Raw genomic sequence first — 22,980 nt, forward strand, 5'->3', positions numbered from 1 at the left:
GGAACCGCTGGTGGGAGGCGTCCGCCGAGGACTGATCGGGCGGGGCGAGCGGCTGCTGGAACTGATCGACGCGGTGCCGGAGCCGTCCGAGGACGACCTGCGGCGGCGCGAACAGGCCGCCGAGCGCATCGCGTCCTGGTGCTCGCGGTCACGCTGGAGCAGGTAGTAGGAGCGGGCCGCGGCCGACCCCGAAGGCACGGCCGCCACCGCCGATGATTCTGGAGGCTGCACTCATTCGGCGTGCACGTAGGTGCTAGAAGTGGTCGGGCAGCCATGGTTCGAGCTCTGTCGTACTGCGGATAAGGGTCGCGAGCGGCTTCTCTGACGCGGCGCGGACTCCTGCCATGCGGGCCGAGGTGACGGTTCTGTAGCCGCCGGCGTACCAGACCGCGAGCTGCCTTCGGGTGAGGGTCACTTTGCCCTCGGTGTGCGTCGGGCTGATCTCGGCTGATCCGGTGGTGATCCGGAGGAAGTATCGGTCCCAGGCGCCGCCGTTCTCGTTTTCGATCTCGATGGGAACGTTGGCGTTGAGGTCGGCGGGCCATCCGCGGAGACGGATGGCTTCGGGGATGTCGAGGATGCGCAGCATCCAGGGGTGCCATGCTTCGGCGGTGGGCCGGTGGCGGTGGAGGTTGTGAAGCAGGGTGGGGTAGGGCGGGAGGGCGCCGCGCCGGAATTCGATGGTCTCGGCGCGGGCGTTGTGGCGGCCGAGGAAGGCGAGCATGGCTGCGGCGGTGCTCTGACTGGCTGCCCAGAAGTCGTGGACGACGAGCTTCATGCCGTGGCGCTCGTGGCGTTTCGTGGTGAGGGACAGCATCCCGGCGGGGGGTTGGCCGGGCTGGCGGAAGCGGTACGTCGTCAGGGCGTTCTTCCTGTGCTTCCAGGGGAACCACCAGTCGGGCCGCTCGACGGGGCCGTTCCAATGCCGAGCGAGGCCCCGCTGGAGGTCCTGGGCGTCGGGGGTGAAGCCGTGCTCGATCTCGAAGTCGTCGCCAGTGAACGACCGCTTCAGGTCGTCGGTGGACACCGCCCAGGCGAAGACCGGCACGGGTGCCTCCCAGCCGAGCTGCCGGGCGTAGCCGGTCGAGGACGTCGAGATTGCGGAGATCACTGCGCCTCGCTCTTGCAGGGGCTGCAGGCGTTCGGCGGCCATGCGGGTGGCCAGGTGCTCGCCGCGTTCCTCCGGGGCGACGCAGCCGGCGCCGAGGCAGGCGCTGGGTACGGGGGAGCCGCCGAAGAACTGGTTGACGAGCAGGCCGAGGCCCCCGGCGACAACCCGGCCTTCGCGGGTCGCTACCTGAAGGTCGGCGTGCTCGCGCAGGTCGGTGATGTCGCCGACGCGGTGGCCGTAGGCGCGGGTGGCCAGCTCGTCGTACTGCTGCCACAGGCCGTCATCGGCCGGGGTGAAGGACAGCTGTTCGCTCATGGATCGCCTTCTAGTAGTTGGTGGCGGCCCGGACGGCGTCGGCGTCGGTGGGGACGAGGAAGGTCCGACTGAACGTCAGTACGCGCGTGTCCGCCTGGTTGTGGCCGGAGGTACGGCACGTCACGATCCCGTTTTCGGGGCGACTCTCGGAGAGCCTGCGGCTGAGGACTTCCGTCTCCGCGTAGAGCGTGTCTCCGATGAAGACGGGGGCCTCGAACCGGACGTCGGTGAGCGCGAGGTTCGCGACGGTCAGGCCGCTGGTGCTGCGTACGGTCATGCCAGCGACGAGGTTCAGCGTGACGCCACCGCATACGAGGATGCGGCCCCACTCGGTGGTGCTGCTGAAGTGGGCGTCGGTGTGGATGGGCGCCGCGTTGCCGGTCAGCGCCGTCCCCAGGAGGTTGTCCGTCTCGGTGACCGTCCGTCCCGGACGGTGCTCGATGACCAGGCCGACGGCGAGCTCGTCGTAACCGAGGCCGACGTTCTCACGGATGCGGCCCTCGGCGATGTGCCGGTAGCCCCTCGGGAGATCGTTGCTCATGGCGTCTCCGATGCGTCTGCGCCCCGGGCCGACTCGTCCACCTCGCGAACGAGGGCCTGGGCTGCGGTGAAGAAGGGGGTGCCGACCATCTGGCCGCCCACGGACGTGATGCCGCTCCCGCTCCGCTGGCCGGCGGCGACGATCGCCCGCGCGCGGGCGATCTCCTCCTCGGAGGGCGCGAAGGTCTCGTTGATGACGGCCGCCTGGCGGGGGTGGACGGCGCCCTTGCCGTAGAACCCGAGCTCCTTGGCCTGCTCGGCTTCGCGCCGCAGCGCGTCGAGGTCGCCCAGGTCGAAGGCTGGCGCGTCGATGGCGGGGATACCGGCGGCCGTCGCGCTGTTGACCAGGGCGGAGCGGGCGTACAGAAGGGCCTCCCACGCCAGGCCGCAGTGGACAGTCGCGGCGTAGTCCGCCGATCCGAAGACGACGCCGCCGAGTCGGGGCGCCTTCATGATCGAGGGGAGTTTGTCGAAGGCGCGCGGGGTTTCGATCAGTGCCCAGATGTCCGGGGTGTAGCCCTGGGCGTCCAGGACGCTGGCGACCAGCTCGATGTCCCGGGCGGATTCGGTTTTCGGGACGAGGATGAGGTCGGGCTTGGACGCGTACGCGGCCAAGGCGACCAGGTCCTTGGTTCCCTCCAGGGTCGTCGGCGCGTTCATGCGGACGCCCAGGGTGCACGGCGCGTCCGGCCGGTCGAAGAACTGCTGTGCCGCGGTGCGGGCGGCTTGCTTGTCCTGCATGGCCACGGAGTCTTCGAGGTCGACGAGGGCCACCCCGGCGCCGGAGGTCTGCGCGGCCTGGAACCGGCTGAGTCGCAGGCCAGGTGTGATGATCCAGGCCCGCCCGGGGCGTGTGTGCTGCTTCATCACGGAGCTCACCTTTCGTCGCGCTTGCGCTGGATGAGGCGGTCGAGCTGTTCGAGGGTGGCGGCGCCCTTGATGTCCGCGTCGGTGACGTCGATGCCGAAGCGGTCGCCGAGCAGGACGGAGAGCTCGACGATCGCGAGCGAGTCGAAGCCGGCAGCGTCGAGGCTGGCGTCCGGCGTCAGCCGGTCCGCCGACAGTTTGAGGTCCTTGAGCAGGATGTTCTCGAGATCACCGATCACGGCGTCTCCGTAAGTTGTTGGGCGGGCCGGGGGGGCCGGATGTGGCTGATGGCGTCTTGCCAGTTGTGGCTCCGAAGGAGTGGCCATCCGGCTCTCCGGGGCGCACTGGTCGCTGATTGAAATGCGCGGTCTGGTCGCTGTTTACGGAGATGACGACGGGGGTTCCTCGGGCCGACGGCACGCTGTGCGGAACGAGGAGGGGCGCGTGAGCGAACGCAAGGCCCAGGTCTGGGTCGGCATCGATGCTGGCAAAGCCCATCACTGGGCGGCAGTGGTCGACGTGAGCGGCGCTACGGTGTGGTCCAAGAAGATCGACAACGACGAGTCGGCGATCCTGACCGCGCTCGGCGAGCTCCTGGACGTGGCCGACGCAGTGCACTGGGCCGTGGACATCTCCGGCAGGTCCTCGGCACTGCTGCTGGCCCTGCTCGCCGCCCACGGCCAACAGGCCGTCTACGTGCCTGGCCGGACCGTCAACCGCATGACCGGCGCCTACCGGGGCGAGGCCAAGACGGATGCCCGCGACGCCTACGTCATCGCCGAAACCGCCCGCCACCGCCGTGACTTCGCCGCCATCGATGTGCCTGTCCAGATGGCCGCCGATCTCGCGCTGCTGACCGTCCACCGCTCCGATCTGGTGGCCGACCGGGTACGGATGATCAACCGGCTGCGGGACGCCCTGACGGGCGCCTTTCCCGCACTGGAGCGGGCCTTTGACTACTCGGCCTACAAGGGCGCGCTGGTGCTGCTGACCGGCTACTAGACCCCGGCCGCGATCCGTCGTCGGGGCAGGGCCCGGCTGACAGCCTGGCTGGCCAACCGTGGTGTGCGCGGCGCCAGTGCGGTCGCGGCCACAGCCCTGGAAGCCGCCAAGGCCCAGCAGACCGCGCTGCCCGGCGAGGACGTCGCCGCTCAGATCGTGGCTGACCTGGCGGCGCAGATCCTGGCCCTGGGTGACCGCCTCAAGCGCATCGACCAGCAGATCCGGGACACGTTCCGCGCCCATCCGCAGGCGGAGATCATCGAGTCCCTGCCGGGCATGGGTCCGATCCTCGGCGCCGAGTTCGTTGTCGCCGCCGGCGACCTGGCGGCCTACGCGGATGCCGGTCATCTGGCCTCGGCGGCCGGGCTGGTGCCCGTTCCACGCGACTCCGGCCGTCGTACCGGCAGCCTCCACCGACCCAAGCGATACAGCCGCCGCCTGCGCCGGGTGTTCTACATGTCCGCGCAGACCAGCATGATGCGCGAAGGACCGAACCGGGACTTCTACCTCAAGAAACGCGGCGAAGGGCTCAGGCACGTCCAGTCTGTCATCGCTCTGGCCCGGCGACGGGCGAGCGTGCTGTGGGCCCTCCTGCGCGGCAACCGGGTCTTCACCCCCGCCCCGCCGGTCGCGCAGGCGGCTTGACTCAGTCATTGAAACTCCCTCGGTCGTGGGGTCAGGGTCAGGTCGGGCCAGTTGATGGTGGTGGCGCCCCAGGTCAGTCCGGCGCCAAACGCGGTCAGCACAACGCGATGTCCGGCCTTGAGGCGACCGTCGGCGGCGGCCTGTGTCAGGAGCAAAGGGATGGAGGCGGCACCGGTGTTGCCCACGGAGTCGATGTTCTGCAGCTGCCGGTCATCGGGGACGGCGAGCTGCCGGGCGACTAAGGAGGTGATCCGCGCGTTGGCCTGGTGCGGCACCAGACGGTCGACGTCCTCCATGCGCCAGCCGGCTGCCGCGACCGCCTGCGCGGAGGCGGCGGACATGCGGTCGACCGCGTGACGGAAGACCTCCGCCCCCTGCATCTGCAACGCCCCCGGACGCGCGGTCCGGATCAGCTCGGCGTAGGTGCCGTCGCTGCCCAGTACCACCGGGCCGACCGCCCCGTCCTCCCATGCCTGCCCGCGGCGCAGCACCACGGCACCGGCGCCGTCGGCGAAGAGCGGCACGGTCGTACGGTCGCCTCGGGCCGGGAGCGTGGAGAGCCGCTCCGCCCCGATGACGAGGACCGAGTCCGCCGCCCGGGCGGCGATGAAGCCGACGGCCGTGGCGAGCCCGTAGAGGAAGCCGGTGCAGCCTGCCGCGAGGTCGAGCGCCGGGATACCGGTCAGGCCCAGCTGGGATGCCACGGTGGTCGCGGTGGCGGGGCAGCACCGATCCGGTGTCGTCGTGGCCAGCACCAGCGCCTGGACCGGGCGCGGTGCGGAGCGTGCCAAGGCCTGGGCGGCGGCCTGCACCGCCAGGTCCTCGGTGGAGCTGTTGTGGCCCGCGATGTGCCGCTGGGCGATGCCGGTGCGGGAGCGAATCCACTCGTCCGTCGTGTCCAGGTGGGTGCAGAGCTCCGCGTTGGAGACGACCCTCGTAGGCAGTGCCGCGCCGATGCCGCAGATGACCGCCGCAGCGGGTTCGTTGTGGGGCGGCATCACGCCTCCTTGAGCTTGCGGGAGACGTCGCCGATAAGGTCTTCCTGGCCCGCGACCACCTGGCGCTCGCCGAGCGCGAAGAAGAGGTCGAGGGGGTCGATGCCCTCGCGGCGGGCGGTGGCCAGCACGGGATTCTTGAACCCGGAGAAGACGCCGGCCAGGCCGCTGACGAGGCTGACGGAGTCGATCACCGGCGGGGCCTTCATCAGCCGTCCCTCTGCGATGTCCGCCGCATTCAGGAGACGGCGGAGGTCGATGCCGGTGGAGTGGCCCATGCGCTCCAGGACGGCCACGAGGACTTCCAGCTGGGTGTTCCCGGCCCCGGCGCCGAAGCCGCGGGCGGTGGCGTCGATGATCTGGGCGCCAGCCTGGATCGCTGCGATGGAGTTCGCGATGGCTAACCCCAGGTTGTTGTGACCGTGGAAGATCACCGGCACGTCGACTGCCGCGGTGATGGCGGCGAGCCGCTCGGCCACGTCGGCGGGGAGGTAGTGGCCGGCGGAGTCGAAGATGCCGACCGCCTGCGCGCCGAACTTCGCCAGCAGGCCGCACTGTTCGGCCAGCTGGTCCGGCCTGGCCATGTGGCTCATGAGCAGGACGCCTTGGGCTTCGGCACCGAGGTCCCGCACGACGCCGAGGTGGCGTTCGGTCACGTCGGCCTCGGTGCAGTGCGCGGCGATCCTCACCACGTCCGCACCGAGGGCGACGGCGCCGCGCAGGTCGTCGGACGTGCCCCAGCCCGGGGCCATGAAGACGCCCATCCGGGAGTGGGTGAGGGCTTCGCGGACGACCTTCAGCATGTCCGTGTCGCTCAGGCGGGCCCTGCCGATCTGGAGGGAAGAGGCGCCCAGGCCGTTTCCGTGGCCGATCTCCACCACCGGCACCCGGGCGGCGTTGGCCGCCGTGGCGTAGTCGCGCAACTGGTCGGCGTCGAGCTGGTGGCGCACCGCGTGGTGGCCGTCCCTGAGCGTGGGGTCGTGGATCAATACCTGGGCCGCCTGGCCGTTCGTGACTTCGTCCATGAGGATTCCTTCACCGGAACCGGGCCGCCGTGTGCTGCTCTGCCAGCAGGACCGCAGCCGCGTTGATGATGTCGAGATTTCCCGCGTACCGGGGGATACGGCCGCCCTCGGCGGTCACCTCCACGGCGACGGAGATCCGGCCGTCGTCCACTGCCACCGAGGTCACGGCGAACCCGGGCGCGTACGTACGCACGCTCTCGGCGGCGACCGCAACGACCGAGTGGAGCGGGTGGGGCCGGAGGTCGGTTGCCAGCACGGTCAAGACCACGCGGAACGGCGGCGCCGGCCGAGCGGGGCTCAGGTTGACCATTACCTTCGCCTCCGGCACGCCGGTGAAGGCACGGATGGCGGCCTGAGTGGTGGTGATGTACTGGTCGAGGTTGAGCCGCGTGGCCCGGCCGGCACTCGCGCTCGCCCCGGTGGAGATGACCTCGATGTACTGCGGGGTGCAGTGCTGGGCGAGAGTGTGCAGGATGGGGATCGACGCCTGGCCGCCGCAGCTGACGAGGCTGATGTGCTGGTGCGTGAGCGCTTGGTCGCCGTTGACGGTCGGCACGACCACCGTGCCGAGCTGCGCGGGGGTGAGGTCGATGAGCGTTGCGCCCGTCTGGCGCAGGCGGGACCAGTGCTCGGCGTGATCGTCGGCGTTTGAGGTGTCGAAGACGATGTCGAAGGGCCCGGACTCGAGTAGGGAGTCGATCCCGCCGGCCGTCGTCGTGAACCCCATCTCCACCGCCCGACGCAGGCCAAGGCCCTCGCGGTCCCGGCCCGACACGAGGCTCAGGTGCAGGGCGCGGGAGCGTTGGACCTTCTCGGCAAGATCGATACCGATCAGGCCAGCTCCGAGTACCGCGACGCTCGTCCTTCCATCGGCCATGGGCCGCTCCTTCTTCGGGGGTGAACGAGTACGGGCAGGCGGCAGGCCGCCGCGCCGGGAGAAGCAAGGTCAGGCGACCCGGAGGTCCACCGGGGGCAGATGGGGCGCGGAGGTCCGCACCCTCGTCGCCGCGTCGAGGGGGAGGCTGGCGTGCACTGCCCCGGCCAGGACGAGATCACCGGCGCTCAGGCCCGCGCCGAGTTCGCTCAACCGGCTCGCCAGCCAGACGAGCGGGCGGAACGGGTCGCCGAGGACGGCCCGGCCCTCCCCCGTGGCGACGGCCTTGCCGTCGACGCTGACGACCAGTTGCTCGGCAGCCAGGTCCCACGCGGGATCGAGGGGGACCATGGCCCCGGTGACGACCCGCGCAGAGGAGGCGTTGTCAGCGATGCTGTCCGCCAGGGCGATTCGCCAGCTGGTGAACCGGGTGTCGATCACCTCAAGGGCGAGGAACACCTCCGACACCGCGTCCTTGGCGGCCTCCACGCTGACCTCGGGGCCCTGAAGGTCGTGGCCGAGCCGGAACGCGATCTCCGCCTCCACCCGCGGCGCCAGGAAGTCGCCGCGCACCAGCTCGCTGCCGCTGGGCAGCACCATGTCGTCCAGGAGGACACCCGAGTCCGGCTCGTCGACGCCCATCTGCTCCTGCATCGCCCGCGAGGTCACCCCGACTTTGTGGCCGACGACGCGGGCCCCACCGGCGACCCGGCGCGCAACGGCTGCCGCCTGAATCTGGTAGGCGTCCTCAAGGGTCAGGCCGGGCGGCTGCGAGGTCAGCGGAGCCACCGGAACTCGGGACTGCTCTGCGGCGAGCAGGGCCGCCGCCGCGGAGCTCCACTGACTTCCCCGCTCATCCATGGATTCCCTCCCAGAGGGTTCGTGCGGTTCGGGAGATACGGCGCAGGAGTGCGGGGGCCGAGCGACCCGCTCGAGAGCGCGCGGTGCGGCGCCCTTAGGCGGAGCCGAGCGCGCAGAACCCGATCGCGCTGGACGCCCTGCCTGATGAAGAGTCAACCCGCGGCGACCCTGCGGCGGTACGGTGGCAGGCAGGCCAAGCGGTATATCGCGTATACACGGGCAGGTCCTCATGACCACGCGCACGCCAAACCACCAGCTCCGCGATCTGGTCGCCGAATCGGGACTGACCTACGAGGCCCTGGCCAAGGCGGTCCGCGCGGTGGCCGCCGAATGCGGCGTCGTCTTACGGACCAACAAGTCCGCCGTCGAGCACTGGATCGCTGGCACCACACCCCGGGGCGACACCGGCCGCTACCTCGCCGTCGCGTTATCCCGACGCCTCGGCCGCCTCCTCACCCCCGCCGACCTCGGCCTGCCGACCGCGCGCGAGACGGACGATGACACCATCGGGCTGTCCCTCGGGGCCGACCCGCTGGACGCCCTGCTGCCGATGTGGAGGTACGAGTTGGACCGGCGCCACTTCCTGACGACCTCCGCCTACTCCGTAGCCGCCGCCGCCCTGCCGCTCTCCCACGTCCAGGAGATCGCCGCCCGCACCGCCGCCGCCCGCACCGGCCACACCGTCGGCATGACCGAGGTCGCCGCCGTGCGCGACATGATCAGCGCCGTCTCAGAGATGGACGAACGCCACGGCGGACAGCACGGCCGCAGTGCCCTGGTCACCTACCTGCGCGACGACGTCGCCCCGCTGTGCCGAGCCCGCTTCCGTACCGACGAGGCCCGCCGGCAGATGCTCTCGGCCGCCAGCCGGGGCGTCCACCTCCTGGGCTGGAAGAGCTACGACGCGGGCCAGCAGGGACTTGCCCAGCGGTACTTCCTCCAGTCCTACGCGCTCGCCGCCGAGTCCGGCATCACCGGACACGACGGGTTCGTGATGCGCACGATGGCCATGCAAGGCCTCAAACTCCACCGCCCCGAACACTGCCAGGGCCTCGCCGCGACGGGCCTGAACCGGGCCAAGGGCCGGGTCGACGCCCAGACCGAGGCCCTGTTCCGGGTCGTCCACGCCCACACCCTGGCCAAGGCCGGGAAAAGGCGCGCTGCCCTAGCCGAGACCGAGCAGGCCCACGTCCTACTGACCGCGGCCCCCGGCGACGACGTACCCTTCTGGGCCCTGGCCTGGGGCCCCCTGGCAGCATCTGTGTACTCGCGCACCGCAAAGATCCACGAGACCCTCGGCGACCACCGGGCAGCCGCCGAGCAGTACGCCCTCGCGGCCGCGTCCCGCCCCACCGGGACCTACACGCGGATCGTCGCCCTCGATCTGGTGGCCGGCGCCGAAATGCACCTCAAGCGCGGCGGCATCGAGCAGGCGTGCGCCGCCTGGCACCGGGCCCTGGACCACATGGACGGTGTACGGTCCGTCCGCACTCGCAAAGCCGTCAGGCGGATGCGCGCCGATCTCGCCCGCTTCCGGGCCCGCGGCCTGCGGTGCGCGGCAGAACTCGACGAACGCGCCCAGGACTTTCTCGCCGTCACCTGACACCAGCCAGCCCCGGGGCGGAGCAGTACGACCCCCAGGTCTCCCTCGAACGAGGGACGACGTACCTCGGGAATCACTCAGACATTGCGCCGAAGCGATGCCTCCGAGTAACGCCGCACGACCGGCTCTAGGTAGTCCGCGTGAGGACCATCCAGATCCGCAAGCCCGGCCGGCGACCGCACCAGAGCGATCTCATCCAGCTCCGGTTCCCGCCCCTGGGCCTGCTCAGCGGCCACCAAGGCCGCGAACCGCTCATGCAGCACCGACGCCGACCGAGCCGGGGCAAGGTAGACGAGCCCGATACTGCCGTGTTCGCCCCGGGTAACGGCCCACAGGGCCAGTTCCTCAGGCGACAGGCCGACACCGATCTCCTCGGCGAGCTCCCGCGCCGCGTTCCGATGCAGGGCAGCCTCATCCAGCTCCTCGTGCTCTGCCGGCGGTTCAACTGATCCGCCCGGCAGCTGCCAACGACCCGGGGCGGCCGTCGACGACGACATCCGTGCCGCCAACACACGCCCGTCGTCCGTCGGCTGCACGACGTTCACGAACAGCGACGGCAACCACGACGTGGAACCCGGGACACGGCGCAGGGCGTAATGGCGGTACGTCACCCGCGCCCAGGACAGTACGAGACTACGTGGTTCCTCCCACTCCAGCCCCGCGCACGCCACCACCGGCCCGTCGAAGAGGCTCGGGTTGGCCTGGACCGCCTTGTTCCACACGCGGTCCCTGGCCACTTCGTCCGCGGGCGACAGCCGCGGCGCTTCGGCCTCCGTCAGGCGGAGCTGGTGAACATCGAAGAGGTCAACACCCAAAGGGGGCAGTGTCTCGGTCACCGGCCCATCGTAGGGCTGCCCAGGCTCACAACGAGGCGATCCCCTCGGTCGCCGTCCACGATGGGACCTCGCACAGCGAGGTCATGGTCGGCGGGGAAGGCTGTGGGGCACAACAAGTCGGCGAGCACCTTGGCCATCGTCACCTAGCTCTCGACGTTCCCGTTCTTCACTTCGGCAGCGAGGTGTGGTGACGGTGGCCGACCGGCACCGTTGGACGGCGAGCAGGTGCACGTAGTCAGGGCGGGAAGTCTTGAGCGGGCGCGTGTACGCCGTCTGCGCCTACTGTCGGGTGCTGCGTCACCGCCAGGGCCGCTCGCAGTGCCGCAGGCTGGGACCATTCTGGGCACACGGCGGGAGCGGACTGCCGACACGGTGGGTCAACGGCAGATACTGCACAGGCCGCGCGCTCCAGGCAAGGCGCAGCCGCCCGTGCCGCAGGGCGATGGTGAACGCCTCTCCGCTCTGCAGGGTGTCGATGGCCCGTCGGCCGCGGAGGAGGAGCCACTCGTGGACGGGCTCGGCCTCCTCCTCGTCCAGCGCAGACACCAGCATTGGCACGGCGATACGGATCCAGCGCACGGCATCGCGAGCCCCGTATGCGTCGAACGAGCTCACTTGCTGTCAGCCTCCGATGACGTCAGCGTGCATTTGCACCAGAACCTCGGCCGCGTGCCCGTGACGGCCAGAAGCACCCTCTTCGGGGACGCCAGGCTCATGCTGCAGGCCCCACAGGCAGCACGAGGGAAGCCCACACCGTCTTGCCACCCCGGTTACTGAGTCGCCAGCCCCACTGGGTGGCCACGGCCTTGACCAGGAACAGACCACGGCCTTCCTCGACGTCCTCGCCGACGTACCGCAGCACCGGCCGCTGATCGGACTCGTGCTCGACCTCCAGCAGCGCCTGGTCCTCGTCGAGCCGCTGCAGCACGGCGACATCGTGCTCGACGTCGCGCATCTCGCCCGGCGGCTGGGCACCAACCACCACCGCGTCGGCAGGGTGCAGGCGGACATCCTCCGGCTCGCACCCGAGGCATCATCGATCAGCACCACACCAGCCGCCCCGCGCACGGCGGCACGACCCCGGGAGGGAACTGATGGGCGGCAAACCCCGCGACGTGGCCGCCGACCGAGCCGCGATCACCGCCGCCGCCGAGCGGCTGCTGGCCGGCCCTCCGCTGCGCTCCAGCACGGGCAAGCTCACCACCAGCGAACTCGCCATCGAAGCCGGACTTGCGCCGCGACGTCCTCTAACAGCACGTCGACCTCGTGGAGTCCTATCAGGCCCAGGTCAAGGCCCGCGACGCCGTCCCGGAGGCCATGGCCGCGATGGCCCGCGAGCTGGAGAAGACGCGCGAGGAATTGCAGCAGGCCAAGGAGGAGCTGGCCATCGGCGCCCGCGTCGAGGTGGCGAACCGGTGTGCGAGGGGCCCGCAGGTCAGGGCTACTGCCTGGTCGCTCCTCCCCGGCCGCGCAGGGTGGCGCCGGCCTCGGTGAGCATGCGGTGGACGAATCCGTAGGAGCGTCCGTGAACCTCCGCGATCGCGCGGATGGACGCGCCGCTGTCGTATTCCTTCTTGAGACGTGCGGCGAGCTTCTCCCGCGCCTCGCCGGAGATCCGCTTTCCCTTGTCCACGACTCCTCCTCCGTCCGACAGCAGGCCGAGACGATCATCGCGTACAGAACAGGCCCGCGGCGGTGGATCCGGCGTAGCCGGCCGAGGCTCACCGGAGGCGCGGAATGCGCTGCAATCCATCGCGCTCATCGTAATTTGTTGCGTACTCTGCATTGGCCGAGGCCGAGATCCGCCGGCTAGTGGCGTACGGGAGGGAGTTCACCCGCCCCCGCCCCTCAAGCTGGCCGACCTTGCCGCCGCCTCCGGCATGTCCGTCTCCGGGGTGCGCACCGCCTACGGGCACGGTGACGTCGCCGCAGTCGAGCAGGCCACCGGCCGCAAGCCGCGCGAGTGGCGGGCAACCACCCCGGATGCCCGCCCGAGGCCGGGAGCGACGAATGACCACCCGGCCGCCGGTGCCCACCAGCTGCCGATGCCCCAACCCCTGGGATGGAGCTGGTGTCGGTCATCGAAGGGGAGCATCTGGCCGCCCGACCATCCGACAGCCTGGGGCCGGCCGCCGCGCTCTACCGGGCTTACTGCGCCGGCTGCGGAGCGGAGTACTCGGAACCGTGGCGCCTGAAGCCGGGCCAGATCCGGGCGGCGTGAGATGACGACCTGGAGCACGGCGGCATCATGAAGAACATGTGTGCCGAGATCAACGACGACGAGGGCCCTGTGCGGGACGAGGACCGCGACGCCGGATGGGGCGACGATGACGGCTACGAGCGGGAGCAGTGAGACGTCCCGCATCGGCTCAAGAGGCGGCGCGCTTATCCTCGGAGTCGCGCCGGGCCAGCCGGGGCCGTTCGGAACCTACGAGGAAGAGCCAGACTCCGGCGAAGAAGAGGACCGGGGCGGGACCGTCTCGGCCTGTGCCAGGACCCTCTCCACTGCCCCATCGGGCAGAATCCCGACGAGCGGCTGTGAAAGGGGAGTTGGTCTAGGTGCGGCCCAGCCAGCAGATGCACGACCTCGGCATCGTCCAGTCCGGCGCCCCCATCCTGGTCGAGCCCGCCCGACCCTTTGCACTCCCCGCCGAACGGGAGGCCGCCGACGACGCCATCGACCAACTTCTCGACGCCATGGAAGGCATCCGGCGCGCGCACGACTTCTCCGGCAAGGGTCTGGGCCTGGCCGCCCCGCAGATTGGCGTCGGCTTGGCCGCAGCGGTCGTCCAGCCACCCGCGGCCGACCCGATCGTGCTGCTCAATCCCCGCATCACCGCTGCCTCCGAGGAGATGGATGAGAAGTTCGAAGGATGCCTGTCGTTCTTCGACGTACGGGCCCCGGTCCCCAGGCCCCTGCGGATCACCGTGGAGACGGTGACGTTGGACGGCAGCACCGCGGCCGCGGTCTACGAACGGGGCGAGGCCCGGCTCATCGCACACGAGATCGATCACCTCGACGGGCTTCTGCTGCTGAACCGGATGCGGCCCGGCGTAAGGCCGATCCCCGTCGAGGAGTACCGCAAGACTGCCGAGGCCACCGGCCGGGCTTGGTCGTACGAGTAGGAGAGGCAGGGCACGACCGTGGGCAGGCACGCCCGTCCCGGACCGTCGGATCAGCCGTCCCGCGCGGTCCCGAGCATCGACCCCGACGACCCACTCGCCCCGTATCACCGGCGCAGGCGTGCGTCGATGGACGTCTACCGTCGGCACCGGCCCGTCAGCGGCGGCGCCACCCACGTGCGACCCGAGGAACCGCGCGTCCTGGAGTCCTGGGACGGCTTCGCCTACGTGCCCGAGGGCACCGCGCCGAACCTCGCCGCCGCGCAGGCCTGGGCGGCCGGTGGACCGGCGCCGGACGGGTAGGCCACCACCGGCCCGATCTGGCTCGATCGGCCCACGGCAGAGGGTGGGATCTCGACGAAAACGGCCCCGCCACGGCCACGAATCCGAATCATGGAGGCGTGGAGGACTGGCACGACTGCAACGACCCGGCCGAACTGCACATCCGGCTCGATGTGGCGCTCGAGGAGAACGCCGAATTACGCGCGAAGCTCGCCGAGCTCCAAACCGAGAACCAGCGCTTGCGAACCCGGCTGGGCATGCCCACCACCGCCACCCCGCAGGCGCTGCCCCCAGTCCCCGAGCCCTTGGCGCCGACCGTCGTGGGAGGCGAAGGCGGGCTGCAGTACGCGGACGCGACCTCCGGCACGGAGGCGAAGATCGCGCTGTTCCGGGCGCTGTTCGCCGGCCGCGAGGACGTTTACGCCACCCGATGGGTGAGCGCGAAGTCGGGCCGGACGGGCTGGAGCCCCGCCGAGGACAACCCCTTCGCCAAGAACAAGAACGATGCCGAGCGGGTGTTCTGGCCGCTGGTCGACAGAGCGGTCTACAACCACCTCTCCCGCCCCGAGCCCGGCGCCCGGGAGACCCACCTGGGGCTGTACCCGTTGCTGGCCGACGACACCTGCCGCCTCCTTGCGGTCGACTTCGACGGCAAGGACGGCAGCGACTGGCGCGGCGACGCGGCCGCCTACACCGCTGCCTGCCACGACGCCGGTGTCCCCGCGCTGGTGGAGGTCTCCCGCTCCGGGGCTGGCGCCCACGTGTGGACCTTCTTCACCGCACCCGTCGCCGCGGTCACCGCACGCACCCTGGGGATGGCGCTGCTGCGCCGCGCCATCGATGTCCGAGGGCAGATGGCATTGTCCAGCTATGACCGGCTCTTCCCTGCCCAGGACCTGCTGCCGACGAACGCGAAGGGCAACGCCCGGTTCGGAAACCTGATCGCGCTCCCGCTGCAGGGGGCCTCCCGGCTGAAGGGCACCACGGTCTTCTGCGACCCGCACACCTGGGAGCCGTACCCCGACCAGTTCGCTCACTTGTCCCAGGTGGAGCAGCTCTCCCCGGCCCAGGTCGAGGCGCTCGTCGACCAGCTCGGTGAGGTTAAAGCGGGCCCGTCGGCGACCGCGCCGGTCCTGCCGCCCAAGCCCCGGCGGCGCGCTATGGGCAAGGCCCCCGAGGTTGTCGAAGCGCGGTTGTCGGCGATGCTCGCGATCTCCACCAAGGGGCTGTCAGCTGCCTTGCTCGCCGCGCTCAAGCACACGGCGTCGTTCCACAATCCGGAGTTCTACCGCCGTCAGAGCCAGCGGTATTCCACCTGGGACACCCCGCGCCTGGTCTGCTCCTTCGACGCCACCGACCCGGACTGGCTGAAGCTGCCGCGCGGCCTGCGCGACGAAGCGGCCCAGCTCATCGCCGCAGCCGGAGGCACGCTCACAGTCATCAGCGAAATCCCGGACGTCGAGCCGATCAGCGCCCGCTTCACCGGCGAGCTGACCGACGTGCAGCGCCAGGCGGTCGACGCGGTCAAGGATATCGCCAGCGGAGTGCTGGTGGCGCCGCCGGGATCGGGCAAGACCGTGATGGCCTGCGGGCTGATCGCCCACCACCAGACGCCCAGCGCGATCATCGTCAACCGCTCCGAGCTGCTGTCCCAGTGGCAGGACCGCCTGGCCACGTTCCTTGATCTCGGCGAGGGCCTCGTCGGTTCCCTGGGCGCGGGCAAGGACCGCCGCGGCCACGTGGTCGACCTGGTCATGCTGCAGACGCTCAGCCACCGCGACGCCCCCGACGGCCTGCTGGACGGCTACGGCCTCGTGGTCGTCGACGAGTGCCACGCCGTCGGCGCACAGGGCGCCGAGGCCGCGATCCGCAAGGCCCGCGTCCCACGGTGGATTGGCCTGTCGGCCACACCGTACCGGGCGGACCAGATGGATCCGCTGATCACCATGCAGTGCGGGCCCATCCGGCACGAGATCGCCGACACCAGCGCCTTCGACAAGCACCTCATCGTCCACCCCACCTCGTTCACCACCGACGAGCCGGGCAACGACGGCGCCTCCTTCCAAGCGATCTACACCGAACTCGCTGCGAACCAGGACCGCAACGCCCAGATCGCCACCGATATCGCCGACGCCGCTCGGCGCGGCCGGTGCAGCCTCGCCCTGACCAACCGCGTCGAACACCTCCACCAACTCGCCACCGCCCTGTCCGCACACGGCATCGAACCGCTGCTCCTGCACGGCGGCATGCCTTCAGCCGAACGCGCCCGCGTCCGGACCCGCCTGACCGACGAGCCGACCACCGCGCTGGTGCTGCTGGCTATCGACAAGCTCGCTGGCGAGGGCTTCGACGCCCCCAGACTCGACACCCTGTTTCTCACCAGCCCGATCTCCTTCAAGGGCCGAGTCATCCAGCAGGTCGGCCGGATCATGCGCAACACCGAGGAGAAGAAGTCCCACGTCGAGGCGCACGATTACCTCGACGCGGATGTGCCCTGGCTGGAACGCATGCACCACAAGCGGCGTCGCATCCTCGAGCGCCGCGGCTTCACCGCCACCGCTCCCGAGAAGCTGCCCCAGCCGCCCGCCTACCCCGTTGTCCCCGCGCGCCGCCGGCCGGAGCCCGCACGATCCGGGACGACACCGCCGGTTGCCGAGGTACGGCGGTGGGCCAAGGACCAGGGCATGGATGTGCCACCGCGAGGTCGACTCCGCAGCGACATCTGGGACGCCTGGAACGAGGCCCACCCCCAGGCCCAGCCAGTCACCTGATCCAGCACGCCACGAGGACGGACTCAGCGCCAATGGCGTGACCGGACAGGCTTCCGGCTACGCGGTTCGGAATCCGACAACGCCCACTCCGACAGAGGACTTTGACTAGTGAATGGCCCAACACGCCGACCACCACGACCTCGAGTTTCAGAGTCTTTAGCAGCACCAGTTGGGCACCGAGCACCTTGGCTCCGGTAGCGGCCTCGCCGTCGCGCACCTCATCGTGTGCCTTTGACCGCGACGATGACGGGCGTATGACGGGCGTGAAGGCGAAGGTTCCGCCTGCCCACAGCTCCGCATCATCGGGGTGCGCGAAAACACCTAAGAGAGATACGGGCGCCATCACCACATCCCCAACTTCTCGACGACATCCGTCGGCTTAGGGATGGCGGGGCTGACGTGTCCGGTGGCCTGCCAGGCGATGGGGACGTCGCGGCGCATCCGGCTCAGCTCCCTCCATCGCAGCACGCCCGTCCACGCCGAGGTAATCGCCTTCCCCTTGGCGCCCGTGAGCTGTCCGGAGCCGGGCAGGGCGTCCAGGGCCGACCGGGACGTGCCACTCATCGGCGGCGAATACGGCGTCCGGGCTCCGCTGTCCCAGGAAGACGGCGCCGTCGCGCTCGAGGTAGAGGTGCCCTCCGACAAGGTTCAGCGTCGCGCCCATGCCCACCGCCTCGCTGCGGGCCAAGCCGCGCTGCCGGAAGCGGCGCCATCGTCACCAGCGTGCCAGTGCGCGGCCAGCCCGTCGTGTAGGGATTCGACGCCCCGTGGCGGGCAGCGGCGTCGGGGACAGGCTTCATCAGGCTCTCCTGAGGTATCAATCGAGTGCTCGATGCTCGGGTAACGTGCCTGCTCGCGAGTCTGTAACGGCTCGAAAGCGCCGGTGCCCTTGGGAGGCGGAGCGAGTCAGGTTCCGGGGTGTTCCAGGGCCTCGTTCCAGGCATCGATCCCGGCAAGGTCGAGGAGCGGGGTGACCGGAGCACGCAGGTATTTGTGCTCGACGAAGTACAGGCCGGCGGTACCCGCGTGACCGGGAAACAGCTCGTTCAGGCAGCCCATGACGGCTTCTGGGGAGGCGTCGTCAACGTCGAGGAGCCGTCGGGCGAGGATCTTGCGGTTCCACACGTCCAGGCCGAAGGTGGCGGGGTTCCTGGAGGCGTGGGAGGCCATGATGGCGGCGGTGTAGGGGCCGACGCCTTTGATCTGCTGGAATGCCTGCGCCAGGTTGCCGGCTTCCTGGAGGTCTTCGGTGGTGTGGTCCCGGAAGAACGTGGCGAAGTGGGGCAGGGTCTTGGCGCGATAGCCGAGCCTGTCCTGTTCCTTAAGTGTCTCGGGGGTGACGTGCGCGAGCTCGGCGGGGGTGAACCAGGCCCGGAGGGTGATGCCGTCGAAGTGGACGAGCTGCCCATGGTGGGTCAGCAGGTTGCGGGTCATCTGGGTGGTGCGGGCGATGGTGACGTTCTGCAGGAGCAGTGCGACCACGGCGATCTCAAAGTGGTCTTCGGGGCAGCTCTGCCGCATGCCGGACAGCTCGCTCAGGGGCTCCCGCATCGCCGGAACGGCGGAGGCCAGTTCGGTGAACGTGGCGAGGTCCTCTTCCAGGCCGTAGGAGGCGGTAAGCCGGCGGACGAGGTGGTCGCGGTGGGCGGGCTTGTAGTCCCCGTCGGTGTAGACGTCGGCGATGACGAGCCGGTCCTCCGCCTGCATGCGCACCCCGGCCACGAGATCACCGACACGGAAGGTGCGCCAGCTGCACGCGGCGGTGTGCGCCTCGAGGCCCGTGGCGTAGTGGGACGGCTTCCACACCGTGTGCAGGAAGTCGAAGGGCCCGTCACCGGTGACGGGAAGCTGGAGGGTGTCGGCGTGGTCGAGGCGGCGGGGGGTCACGTCATGCTCCTGGGTGGCGGCCGTGGGTGGATCGGAGGCGGGAGTCGTCGTGCGGCAGACCGTCGGGCGGTGCCGGGCCCGGGAGCGCGGCGGTGTCGTAGACGGCCAGGGCGCGGCGCAGCTGGTCGGCTATTGCCGTGCGCAGCGGGGCGGGTTCGGTGACGGTCACGTCGGAGCCGTAGCTGCTGACCAGGGGGATCAGCCACTCCCACCTGTCGACGAACAGCACGATCGTCAGGGAGCCGTCGCCGTGTTCGTGGACTTGTGAGGTGGACTTCAGGCTCAGCCGCAGCATCTCGTCGCGTGCTGCGGGAGTGACGTGCAGTTCGACGCGCTCCTCACCTTTGCCGTAGTCCTCCATGGCCGCCGCCCACCAGTCACGGATGGAGAAGTCCTCGGGATAGGTGAAGGTGAGATCGGTGGGCTGGAGCCGGTCGACCAGGTTGAGCCGGAAGCGGGTGGGGCCTGCGGTGGCCCGGGCAGCGACCATGTGCCACTCGCCGGCCTTCCACACCACGCCGTATGGCTTGAGCAGGGCGGTTTCCTGGTTGCCGTTCTTGGTGCGCCAGGTGGCTTCGAGAGCGGTCGCGGTGAGCATGGCGGTCCGCAGGACCGGGAGGTGGCCGGAGCCCTCGTCGCGCCAATACCAGTCGGCAGTGTCGAAGTGGATGCGCTGGGCCAAGCGCCGCATGACCTCCTGGACGGTCTCGCTGATGCCCGCCGCCCGGGCACGGTCCCCTGCCGTACTGTCCGTGTTCGGGGGGTCGAGGAAGCCGAGCACGTACAGCCGCAGGGCGTGGTCGGAGTCGACGGTGAGCGGGTCAAGCGCGGTATCAGGTGCGAGGCGGTAGCCGCCGACCTTGCCGGGGCTGGCCTGGATGGGGATGCCGTATGCGGTGAGCGTGGTGATGTCGCGGTAGATGGTGCGTTCCGTCACGCCGAAGCGGTCGGCCAGCTCCCTCGCGGGTACGTTGCTGCGGCTGCGGAGCATGTGCACGATACCCAGCTGCCGGGCGCGGACGGCATCGACCATCACAGCGCCGCTGCGAGGGGATAGATCTGGCCGGTGGCATAGGACCAGTGCGCGGCGGTGGCCAGCTCGATGCAGGTGGCAGCGACCTCATCGAGGGCTAGGGGCCGCCCCCAGGGCAGCTGCGTGTAGTAGGCGTCGGGGTCGGTGACGCCTTTGAGCGCCATGACGTGCCGGGCAAGGGGGGAGTCGATCAGTGACGGGGCGAGCAGGTTGACCCGCACGCCGTGCTGAAGCTCCTCTTTTGCGAGGGTGATGACGAGGGAGGCCAGGGCGGCCTTCGCGGCGGTGTAGGGGCCGTTGTGTGCGCGAGCTGCCTGCCCGGCGTCGGAGCCGGTCGCCAGAACGGATGCGCCGTCACGTCGTGCCCGGGCGGCGACGGCGTGCCACGTGCGGACGAAGCTGACGACGTTGGCCTGGTGGACGGCATCGAACTCGCTCACGCCGGTGTCGGCGACGGCCTGCTTGGTCGAGGGGGCTCCGACGCAGGCGAAGACCGCGTGCAGCCGGCCCGGGCAGGCGTCGACGGCCTGGCGTAGCGCCGTGGTGCTGGCGTCCTCGGCGGCGTCGAAGCGCACCCAGGAGGTGCCGTCCTGCCGCTGGTCGCGGGCGGGCGGACGGGTGCGGTAGGTGGCCACGACCTGCCAGCCTGCTCTGGTCAGGCGCGTGTGGATTGCTGCGCCGAGGGCCCCGCTAGCGCCGGTCACGACGGCCAGCGGGGCGCTGGTGGCTGGGGGAGTTGCGTTCACCGGGCGTCTGCTGTCGGCTGGGCGGGGGCGTCGGGGTGGTCGGTGTCCCACATCTCGGCGAAGCGCATCTGCTCGTCGGGGATGTCGAAGAGCGCGCCGACGGACCGGGCGTGGGCGATGGCCTCCTGGTCGCCGCGAGGGATGTCGACAACGGTGTGCGGGAAAGCCACGAGCATGCGCGCCTCGTTCAGGAGGTGCGCGTAGTACAGCCGCGGCTTCAGCGCTGCGGACAGCTCGAGCGCCAGGCCGGGCGCCTGGTCGGCGGGCACGGTGAGTTCGATGATCTCGATGGGGGTGCGCTCGTCGAGCAGATGCGGGTAGCGGCGGGCCTCTCTGCCGGAGAAGGCCTCGGGGAGCTCACCTGTGGTGAGGCTCTCCCTGATCACCACGGCGCGCATGGTCGGCCAGGTCACTGCGGGGCACTCTCCTCTCGGTCTAGTGATAGGGGAAGGTCAGGGCCTCGAAGACCGTCCGGCCCGTGCACAGGGCCAGCAGCCGCTCGACGCCCAGACCGAAGGTGAACACGTCGGCGGGGTCACAGTCGATGTCGGTGAAGAAGTCGACAGGCCCGCGGTCGGCCGGCACGCCGTGCAGTTGAGTGCGCAGGGCGATGTTGGCCTCGACCATCGGCCGGTAGTCCGCGGCGGTGCGCAGCTTCACTCCGCCGTCGCAGATCTCGATGCCACCCGCTATCAGGGAGAACCGCTGTGCCCGCCCGGTGGCTTCGTCCACGCGGGAGTTGTGCCGCAGCTCCCAGGGGAACCCGTACAGCACGGTCGGACTGGTGACGGGCTTCTCGACGGCGTGCTTGACGAAATCCTCCATCACCGCCCAGTCGGTGCCGTCCGCCGCCATGCCGCGGTCCTTGAGCCAGCAGCGCGCGGCCGCGACGAGGCCGGCGCCGGTGGGAGCCTCGGTGACACTGAGGGCCTCGGCGATCGCGTCGTCCACGGGCCGGGTGCGGATGGCCGTGAAGTCGGCGCCAGCGGTGTCCATGGACGCGAACGCGGCCCGGACAGCGTGCTGTACCAAGTCGGTGACGAGGTCGATGCCGTCCTCGAGCCCGATGTCGCGGGCCGCGGTCTGCAGCATGGTGAACTCGATGGCGTGGCTCTCGTCGGCCTGCTCGGCCCGGATCGCCTTGGACAGGTCGTAGACGCGGTTGATGCTGACGACCACGCGCCGCAGGTGCTCCTCGGCGGAGTGCTTCAGGTGGAAGGACTGCCCGGTCAGCGGGTGTCTGGTGGAGAACTGCGGGATCGGCGCGCTCTCGCGGTCCTGGCACAGCACAGGGGTGGCGACCTCCGCGTAGCCGAACTCGTGCAGCCACCCACGCATCGCGCGCACCAGGTCGGCCTTGGTCAGCAGCAGGGTCCGCTCGTCGGGGTTCTGCTTGAGCAGGGTCCCGTACAGGCGCCGTTGGTCAGGAGCGGGGCTCACCTCTCATCTCCTTCGGAGCCGGTGGCGGCGGCCCACGGGGAGGTGACGGTGAAACCGTGCTCGGCGGTCGAGTCGAGCAGGACATCCGCGCCGACGGGCAGGGTGTACTTCTGGGGGGTGTGCCCGAAGGGCAGGCCGAAGGCGATGGGGAAGTCGTACTCGGCGCACAGGTCCATGACCATCTCCTGCACGCCCAGACCGGCGGAAGGCTCGCAGCCGAGGAGTTCACCCACGACCATGCCGGAGATCTGGTCGAGGACGCCGCTGTCGCGGAAGTGGGTGAGGGTCTGGTCCAGCAGCTCGATCGGCTTGAACGCGTCCTCCCACGCCAGAACCGCGCCGTCCCAGTGCGGCTCCCACACGGTGCCCAGCAGGCAGCGCAGCGAGGACAGGCAGCCGGCAACCAGGTGCCCCTGCGCCGTACCGGCGCGAGCCCACTGGAGCGGGGCGTCGATCCGGGCGGCGTGGGCCTCGCCGGCGAGGACGGCGGCAAAGTGGTCGCCGGTTGCGGCGGGGGAGTCCGCTGAGCCGAAGTCCCAGAGAACGGCGGGACCGTGGAAGGTCGGCATGCCCGTGCGGGCGGTGATCGCGTTGAGTAGGAGGGAGGGGTCGCTCACCCCGACGATCGGCTTCGGATGGGCGGCGATCTGGGAGTAGTCGAGCCCCCGCAGCAGCCGGTTGGCGTTCTTCCCGCCCCCGGCACACACCACGGCCGCGATCTCGGGGTCGGCGATGAAGGCGTGGAAGTCGTCCAGCAGCTCGGCCTCGCTGCCGGCGCGGTAGCCGTGTTCACCCAGCGCGTGCTCGGCGATAACCGGTTCGAACCCGCGGTTGCGCAGGCTATCTAGCCCGCGGTCGAAGAGGCCACGGTTTTGGGCAGGTTCGGGCGCGGACACGGTGATGATGCCGATGCGGTCGCCCTTGGCGAGCGGTGCGGGCAGAAGACGTGCGGTACTCAACGAGGTTCTCCTTAATGTGCCGGCCGCCACGCGCCGGGACCCGTGGGGTGACGCCCTCGGCGCAC

Annotated in this window: 25 protein-coding genes and 1 pseudogene; 7 read left to right on the top strand and 19 right to left on the bottom strand. The window is 70.3% G+C overall.

The features are described from left to right. Window positions 1-10 precede the first annotated feature (10 nt). On the top strand, window positions 11-166 hold the full coding sequence (locus ACTWP8_RS19895; protein ID WP_443323498.1) for a hypothetical protein: 156 nt from the start codon (window positions 11-13) through the stop codon (window positions 164-166). Window positions 167-253: 87 nt separating this feature from the next. Here the strand turns inward: ACTWP8_RS19895 and ACTWP8_RS19900 are convergent, their stop codons facing one another. Genes ACTWP8_RS19900 through ACTWP8_RS19915 form a run of 4 tightly spaced genes read right to left on the bottom strand, consistent with a single transcriptional unit; the run spans window position 254 to window position 3,072 of the window. Further along, the gene (locus ACTWP8_RS19900; protein WP_443323499.1) at window positions 254-1,426 is read right to left on the bottom strand and encodes a GNAT family N-acetyltransferase; all 1,173 of its coding nucleotides are present in this window, start codon (window positions 1,424-1,426) and stop codon (window positions 254-256) included. Between the two features lie 10 nt (window positions 1,427-1,436). Beyond that, window positions 1,437-1,967, bottom strand: coding sequence for a MaoC family dehydratase (locus ACTWP8_RS19905; protein ID WP_443323500.1), 531 nt, complete (start codon window positions 1,965-1,967; stop codon window positions 1,437-1,439). After that, window positions 1,964-2,833 carry an HpcH/HpaI aldolase/citrate lyase family protein gene (locus ACTWP8_RS19910; RefSeq protein WP_443323501.1) on the bottom strand — a complete coding sequence of 290 codons (870 nt, stop codon included), beginning with the start codon at window positions 2,831-2,833 and terminating at the stop codon, window positions 1,964-1,966. The genes ACTWP8_RS19905 and ACTWP8_RS19910 overlap by 4 nt, the downstream gene beginning before the upstream one ends. Before the next feature lie 8 nt (window positions 2,834-2,841). Continuing rightward, window positions 2,842-3,072 (bottom strand): acyl carrier protein, encoded by a 231-nt coding sequence (locus ACTWP8_RS19915; RefSeq protein WP_443323502.1) that lies wholly within the window; start codon window positions 3,070-3,072, stop codon window positions 2,842-2,844. A 205-nt stretch (window positions 3,073-3,277) separates the two neighbouring features. Between ACTWP8_RS19915 and ACTWP8_RS19920 the strand changes: the two are divergent. Then, window positions 3,278-4,480 (top strand): annotated as a pseudogene (locus ACTWP8_RS19920) (IS110 family transposase). A gap of 5 nt (window positions 4,481-4,485) precedes the next feature. Here the strand turns inward: ACTWP8_RS19920 and ACTWP8_RS19925 are convergent. The 4 genes from ACTWP8_RS19925 to ACTWP8_RS19940 all read right to left on the bottom strand — a co-directional run bounded on the left by ACTWP8_RS19925 (window position 4,486) and on the right by ACTWP8_RS19940 (window position 8,235). After that, the gene (locus tag ACTWP8_RS19925; RefSeq protein WP_443323503.1) at window positions 4,486-5,478 is read right to left on the bottom strand and encodes a beta-ketoacyl-ACP synthase 3; all 993 of its coding nucleotides are present in this window, start codon (window positions 5,476-5,478) and stop codon (window positions 4,486-4,488) included. After that, window positions 5,478-6,500 carry a 4-hydroxy-2-oxovalerate aldolase gene (gene dmpG / locus ACTWP8_RS19930; protein ID WP_443323504.1) on the bottom strand — a complete coding sequence of 341 codons (1,023 nt, stop codon included), beginning with the start codon at window positions 6,498-6,500 and terminating at the stop codon, window positions 5,478-5,480. The genes ACTWP8_RS19925 and dmpG overlap by 1 nt, the downstream gene beginning before the upstream one ends. Before the next feature lie 10 nt (window positions 6,501-6,510). Next, the gene (locus ACTWP8_RS19935; RefSeq protein WP_443323505.1) at window positions 6,511-7,377 is read right to left on the bottom strand and encodes an acetylating acetaldehyde dehydrogenase; all 867 of its coding nucleotides are present in this window, start codon (window positions 7,375-7,377) and stop codon (window positions 6,511-6,513) included. Between the two features lie 69 nt (window positions 7,378-7,446). Further along, window positions 7,447-8,235, bottom strand: a complete 789-nt coding sequence (locus ACTWP8_RS19940; protein WP_443323506.1) for a 2-keto-4-pentenoate hydratase — start codon at window positions 8,233-8,235, stop codon at window positions 7,447-7,449. Window positions 8,236-8,464: 229 nt separating this feature from the next. Here ACTWP8_RS19940 and ACTWP8_RS19945 point away from each other — a divergent pair, with 229 nt between their 5' ends. Beyond that, window positions 8,465-9,838 (top strand): hypothetical protein, encoded by a 1,374-nt coding sequence (locus ACTWP8_RS19945; RefSeq protein WP_443323507.1) that lies wholly within the window; start codon window positions 8,465-8,467, stop codon window positions 9,836-9,838. A gap of 77 nt (window positions 9,839-9,915) precedes the next feature. Here ACTWP8_RS19945 and ACTWP8_RS19950 read toward each other — a convergent pair whose 3' ends face one another. The 3 genes from ACTWP8_RS19950 to ACTWP8_RS19960 form a co-directional block, all read right to left on the bottom strand. Then, on the bottom strand, window positions 9,916-10,674 hold the full coding sequence (locus ACTWP8_RS19950) for an NUDIX hydrolase (protein ID WP_443323508.1): 759 nt from the start codon (window positions 10,672-10,674) through the stop codon (window positions 9,916-9,918). A gap of 297 nt (window positions 10,675-10,971) precedes the next feature. Further along, complete coding sequence (locus tag ACTWP8_RS19955; RefSeq protein ID WP_443323509.1) at window positions 10,972-11,289, bottom strand: hypothetical protein; 318 nt, start codon at window positions 11,287-11,289, stop codon at window positions 10,972-10,974. A 97-nt stretch (window positions 11,290-11,386) separates the two neighbouring features. Beyond that, window positions 11,387-11,659, bottom strand: coding sequence for a hypothetical protein (locus ACTWP8_RS19960; RefSeq protein ID WP_443323510.1), 273 nt, complete (start codon window positions 11,657-11,659; stop codon window positions 11,387-11,389). 281 nt (window positions 11,660-11,940) lie between these two features. Here ACTWP8_RS19960 and ACTWP8_RS19965 point away from each other — a divergent pair, with 281 nt between their 5' ends. After that, window positions 11,941-12,168 (top strand): hypothetical protein, encoded by a 228-nt coding sequence (locus tag ACTWP8_RS19965; protein ID WP_443323511.1) that lies wholly within the window; start codon window positions 11,941-11,943, stop codon window positions 12,166-12,168. On the opposite strand, the gene ACTWP8_RS19970 is transcribed toward ACTWP8_RS19965, so the two are convergent. Then, window positions 12,116-12,307, bottom strand: coding sequence for a helix-turn-helix domain-containing protein (locus tag ACTWP8_RS19970; protein WP_443323512.1), 192 nt, complete (start codon window positions 12,305-12,307; stop codon window positions 12,116-12,118). The genes ACTWP8_RS19965 and ACTWP8_RS19970 overlap by 53 nt on opposite strands. Window positions 12,308-13,233: 926 nt before the next feature. On the opposite strand from ACTWP8_RS19970, the gene ACTWP8_RS19975 reads away from it, so the two are divergent. The 3 genes from ACTWP8_RS19975 to ACTWP8_RS19985 all read left to right on the top strand — a co-directional run bounded on the left by ACTWP8_RS19975 (window position 13,234) and on the right by ACTWP8_RS19985 (window position 16,850). After that, on the top strand, window positions 13,234-13,800 hold the full coding sequence (locus tag ACTWP8_RS19975) for a peptide deformylase (protein ID WP_443323513.1): 567 nt from the start codon (window positions 13,234-13,236) through the stop codon (window positions 13,798-13,800). A 126-nt stretch (window positions 13,801-13,926) separates the two neighbouring features. Then, a complete protein-coding gene (locus ACTWP8_RS19980; RefSeq protein ID WP_443323514.1) occupies window positions 13,927-14,100 on the top strand; it encodes a DUF6087 family protein in 174 nt (57 codons plus the stop codon). A 98-nt stretch (window positions 14,101-14,198) separates the two neighbouring features. Continuing rightward, on the top strand, window positions 14,199-16,850 hold the full coding sequence (locus tag ACTWP8_RS19985; protein ID WP_443323515.1) for a TOTE conflict system archaeo-eukaryotic primase domain-containing protein: 2,652 nt from the start codon (window positions 14,199-14,201) through the stop codon (window positions 16,848-16,850). A 342-nt stretch (window positions 16,851-17,192) separates the two neighbouring features. Here the strand turns inward: ACTWP8_RS19985 and ACTWP8_RS19990 are convergent, their stop codons facing one another. From ACTWP8_RS19990 to ACTWP8_RS20020, 7 genes are all read right to left on the bottom strand, one after another. Next, entirely contained in the window at window positions 17,193-17,414 is a 222-nt protein-coding gene (locus tag ACTWP8_RS19990; protein ID WP_443323516.1) for a hypothetical protein, read from the bottom strand. A 342-nt stretch (window positions 17,415-17,756) separates the two neighbouring features. Next, window positions 17,757-18,737, bottom strand: a complete 981-nt coding sequence (locus tag ACTWP8_RS19995; protein WP_443323517.1) for a hypothetical protein — start codon at window positions 18,735-18,737, stop codon at window positions 17,757-17,759. Between the two features lies 1 nt (window position 18,738). Continuing rightward, window positions 18,739-19,770 carry a helix-turn-helix transcriptional regulator gene (locus ACTWP8_RS20000; RefSeq protein WP_443323518.1) on the bottom strand — a complete coding sequence of 344 codons (1,032 nt, stop codon included), beginning with the start codon at window positions 19,768-19,770 and terminating at the stop codon, window positions 18,739-18,741. Beyond that, window positions 19,770-20,516, bottom strand: coding sequence for an SDR family NAD(P)-dependent oxidoreductase (locus ACTWP8_RS20005; protein ID WP_443323519.1), 747 nt, complete (start codon window positions 20,514-20,516; stop codon window positions 19,770-19,772). The genes ACTWP8_RS20000 and ACTWP8_RS20005 overlap by 1 nt, the downstream gene beginning before the upstream one ends. After that, window positions 20,513-20,929, bottom strand: coding sequence for a hypothetical protein (locus ACTWP8_RS20010; RefSeq protein ID WP_443323520.1), 417 nt, complete (start codon window positions 20,927-20,929; stop codon window positions 20,513-20,515). Before ACTWP8_RS20010 ends, ACTWP8_RS20005 begins: the two co-directional genes overlap by 4 nt. Window positions 20,930-20,951: 22 nt before the next feature. Further along, a complete protein-coding gene (locus tag ACTWP8_RS20015) occupies window positions 20,952-21,956 on the bottom strand; it encodes an amino acid--tRNA ligase-related protein (RefSeq protein ID WP_443323521.1) in 1,005 nt (334 codons plus the stop codon). Beyond that, window positions 21,953-22,915: a S66 peptidase family protein gene (locus ACTWP8_RS20020; protein ID WP_443323522.1), complete on the bottom strand. Its 963-nt coding sequence runs from the start codon at window positions 22,913-22,915 to the stop codon at window positions 21,953-21,955. The genes ACTWP8_RS20015 and ACTWP8_RS20020 overlap by 4 nt, the downstream gene beginning before the upstream one ends. Between the last annotated feature and the right edge of the window lie 65 nt (window positions 22,916-22,980).

It is taken from the genome of Streptomyces sp. 7N604 (assembly GCF_052245475.1).
Lineage (GTDB): Bacteria > Actinomycetota > Actinomycetes > Streptomycetales > Streptomycetaceae > Streptomyces.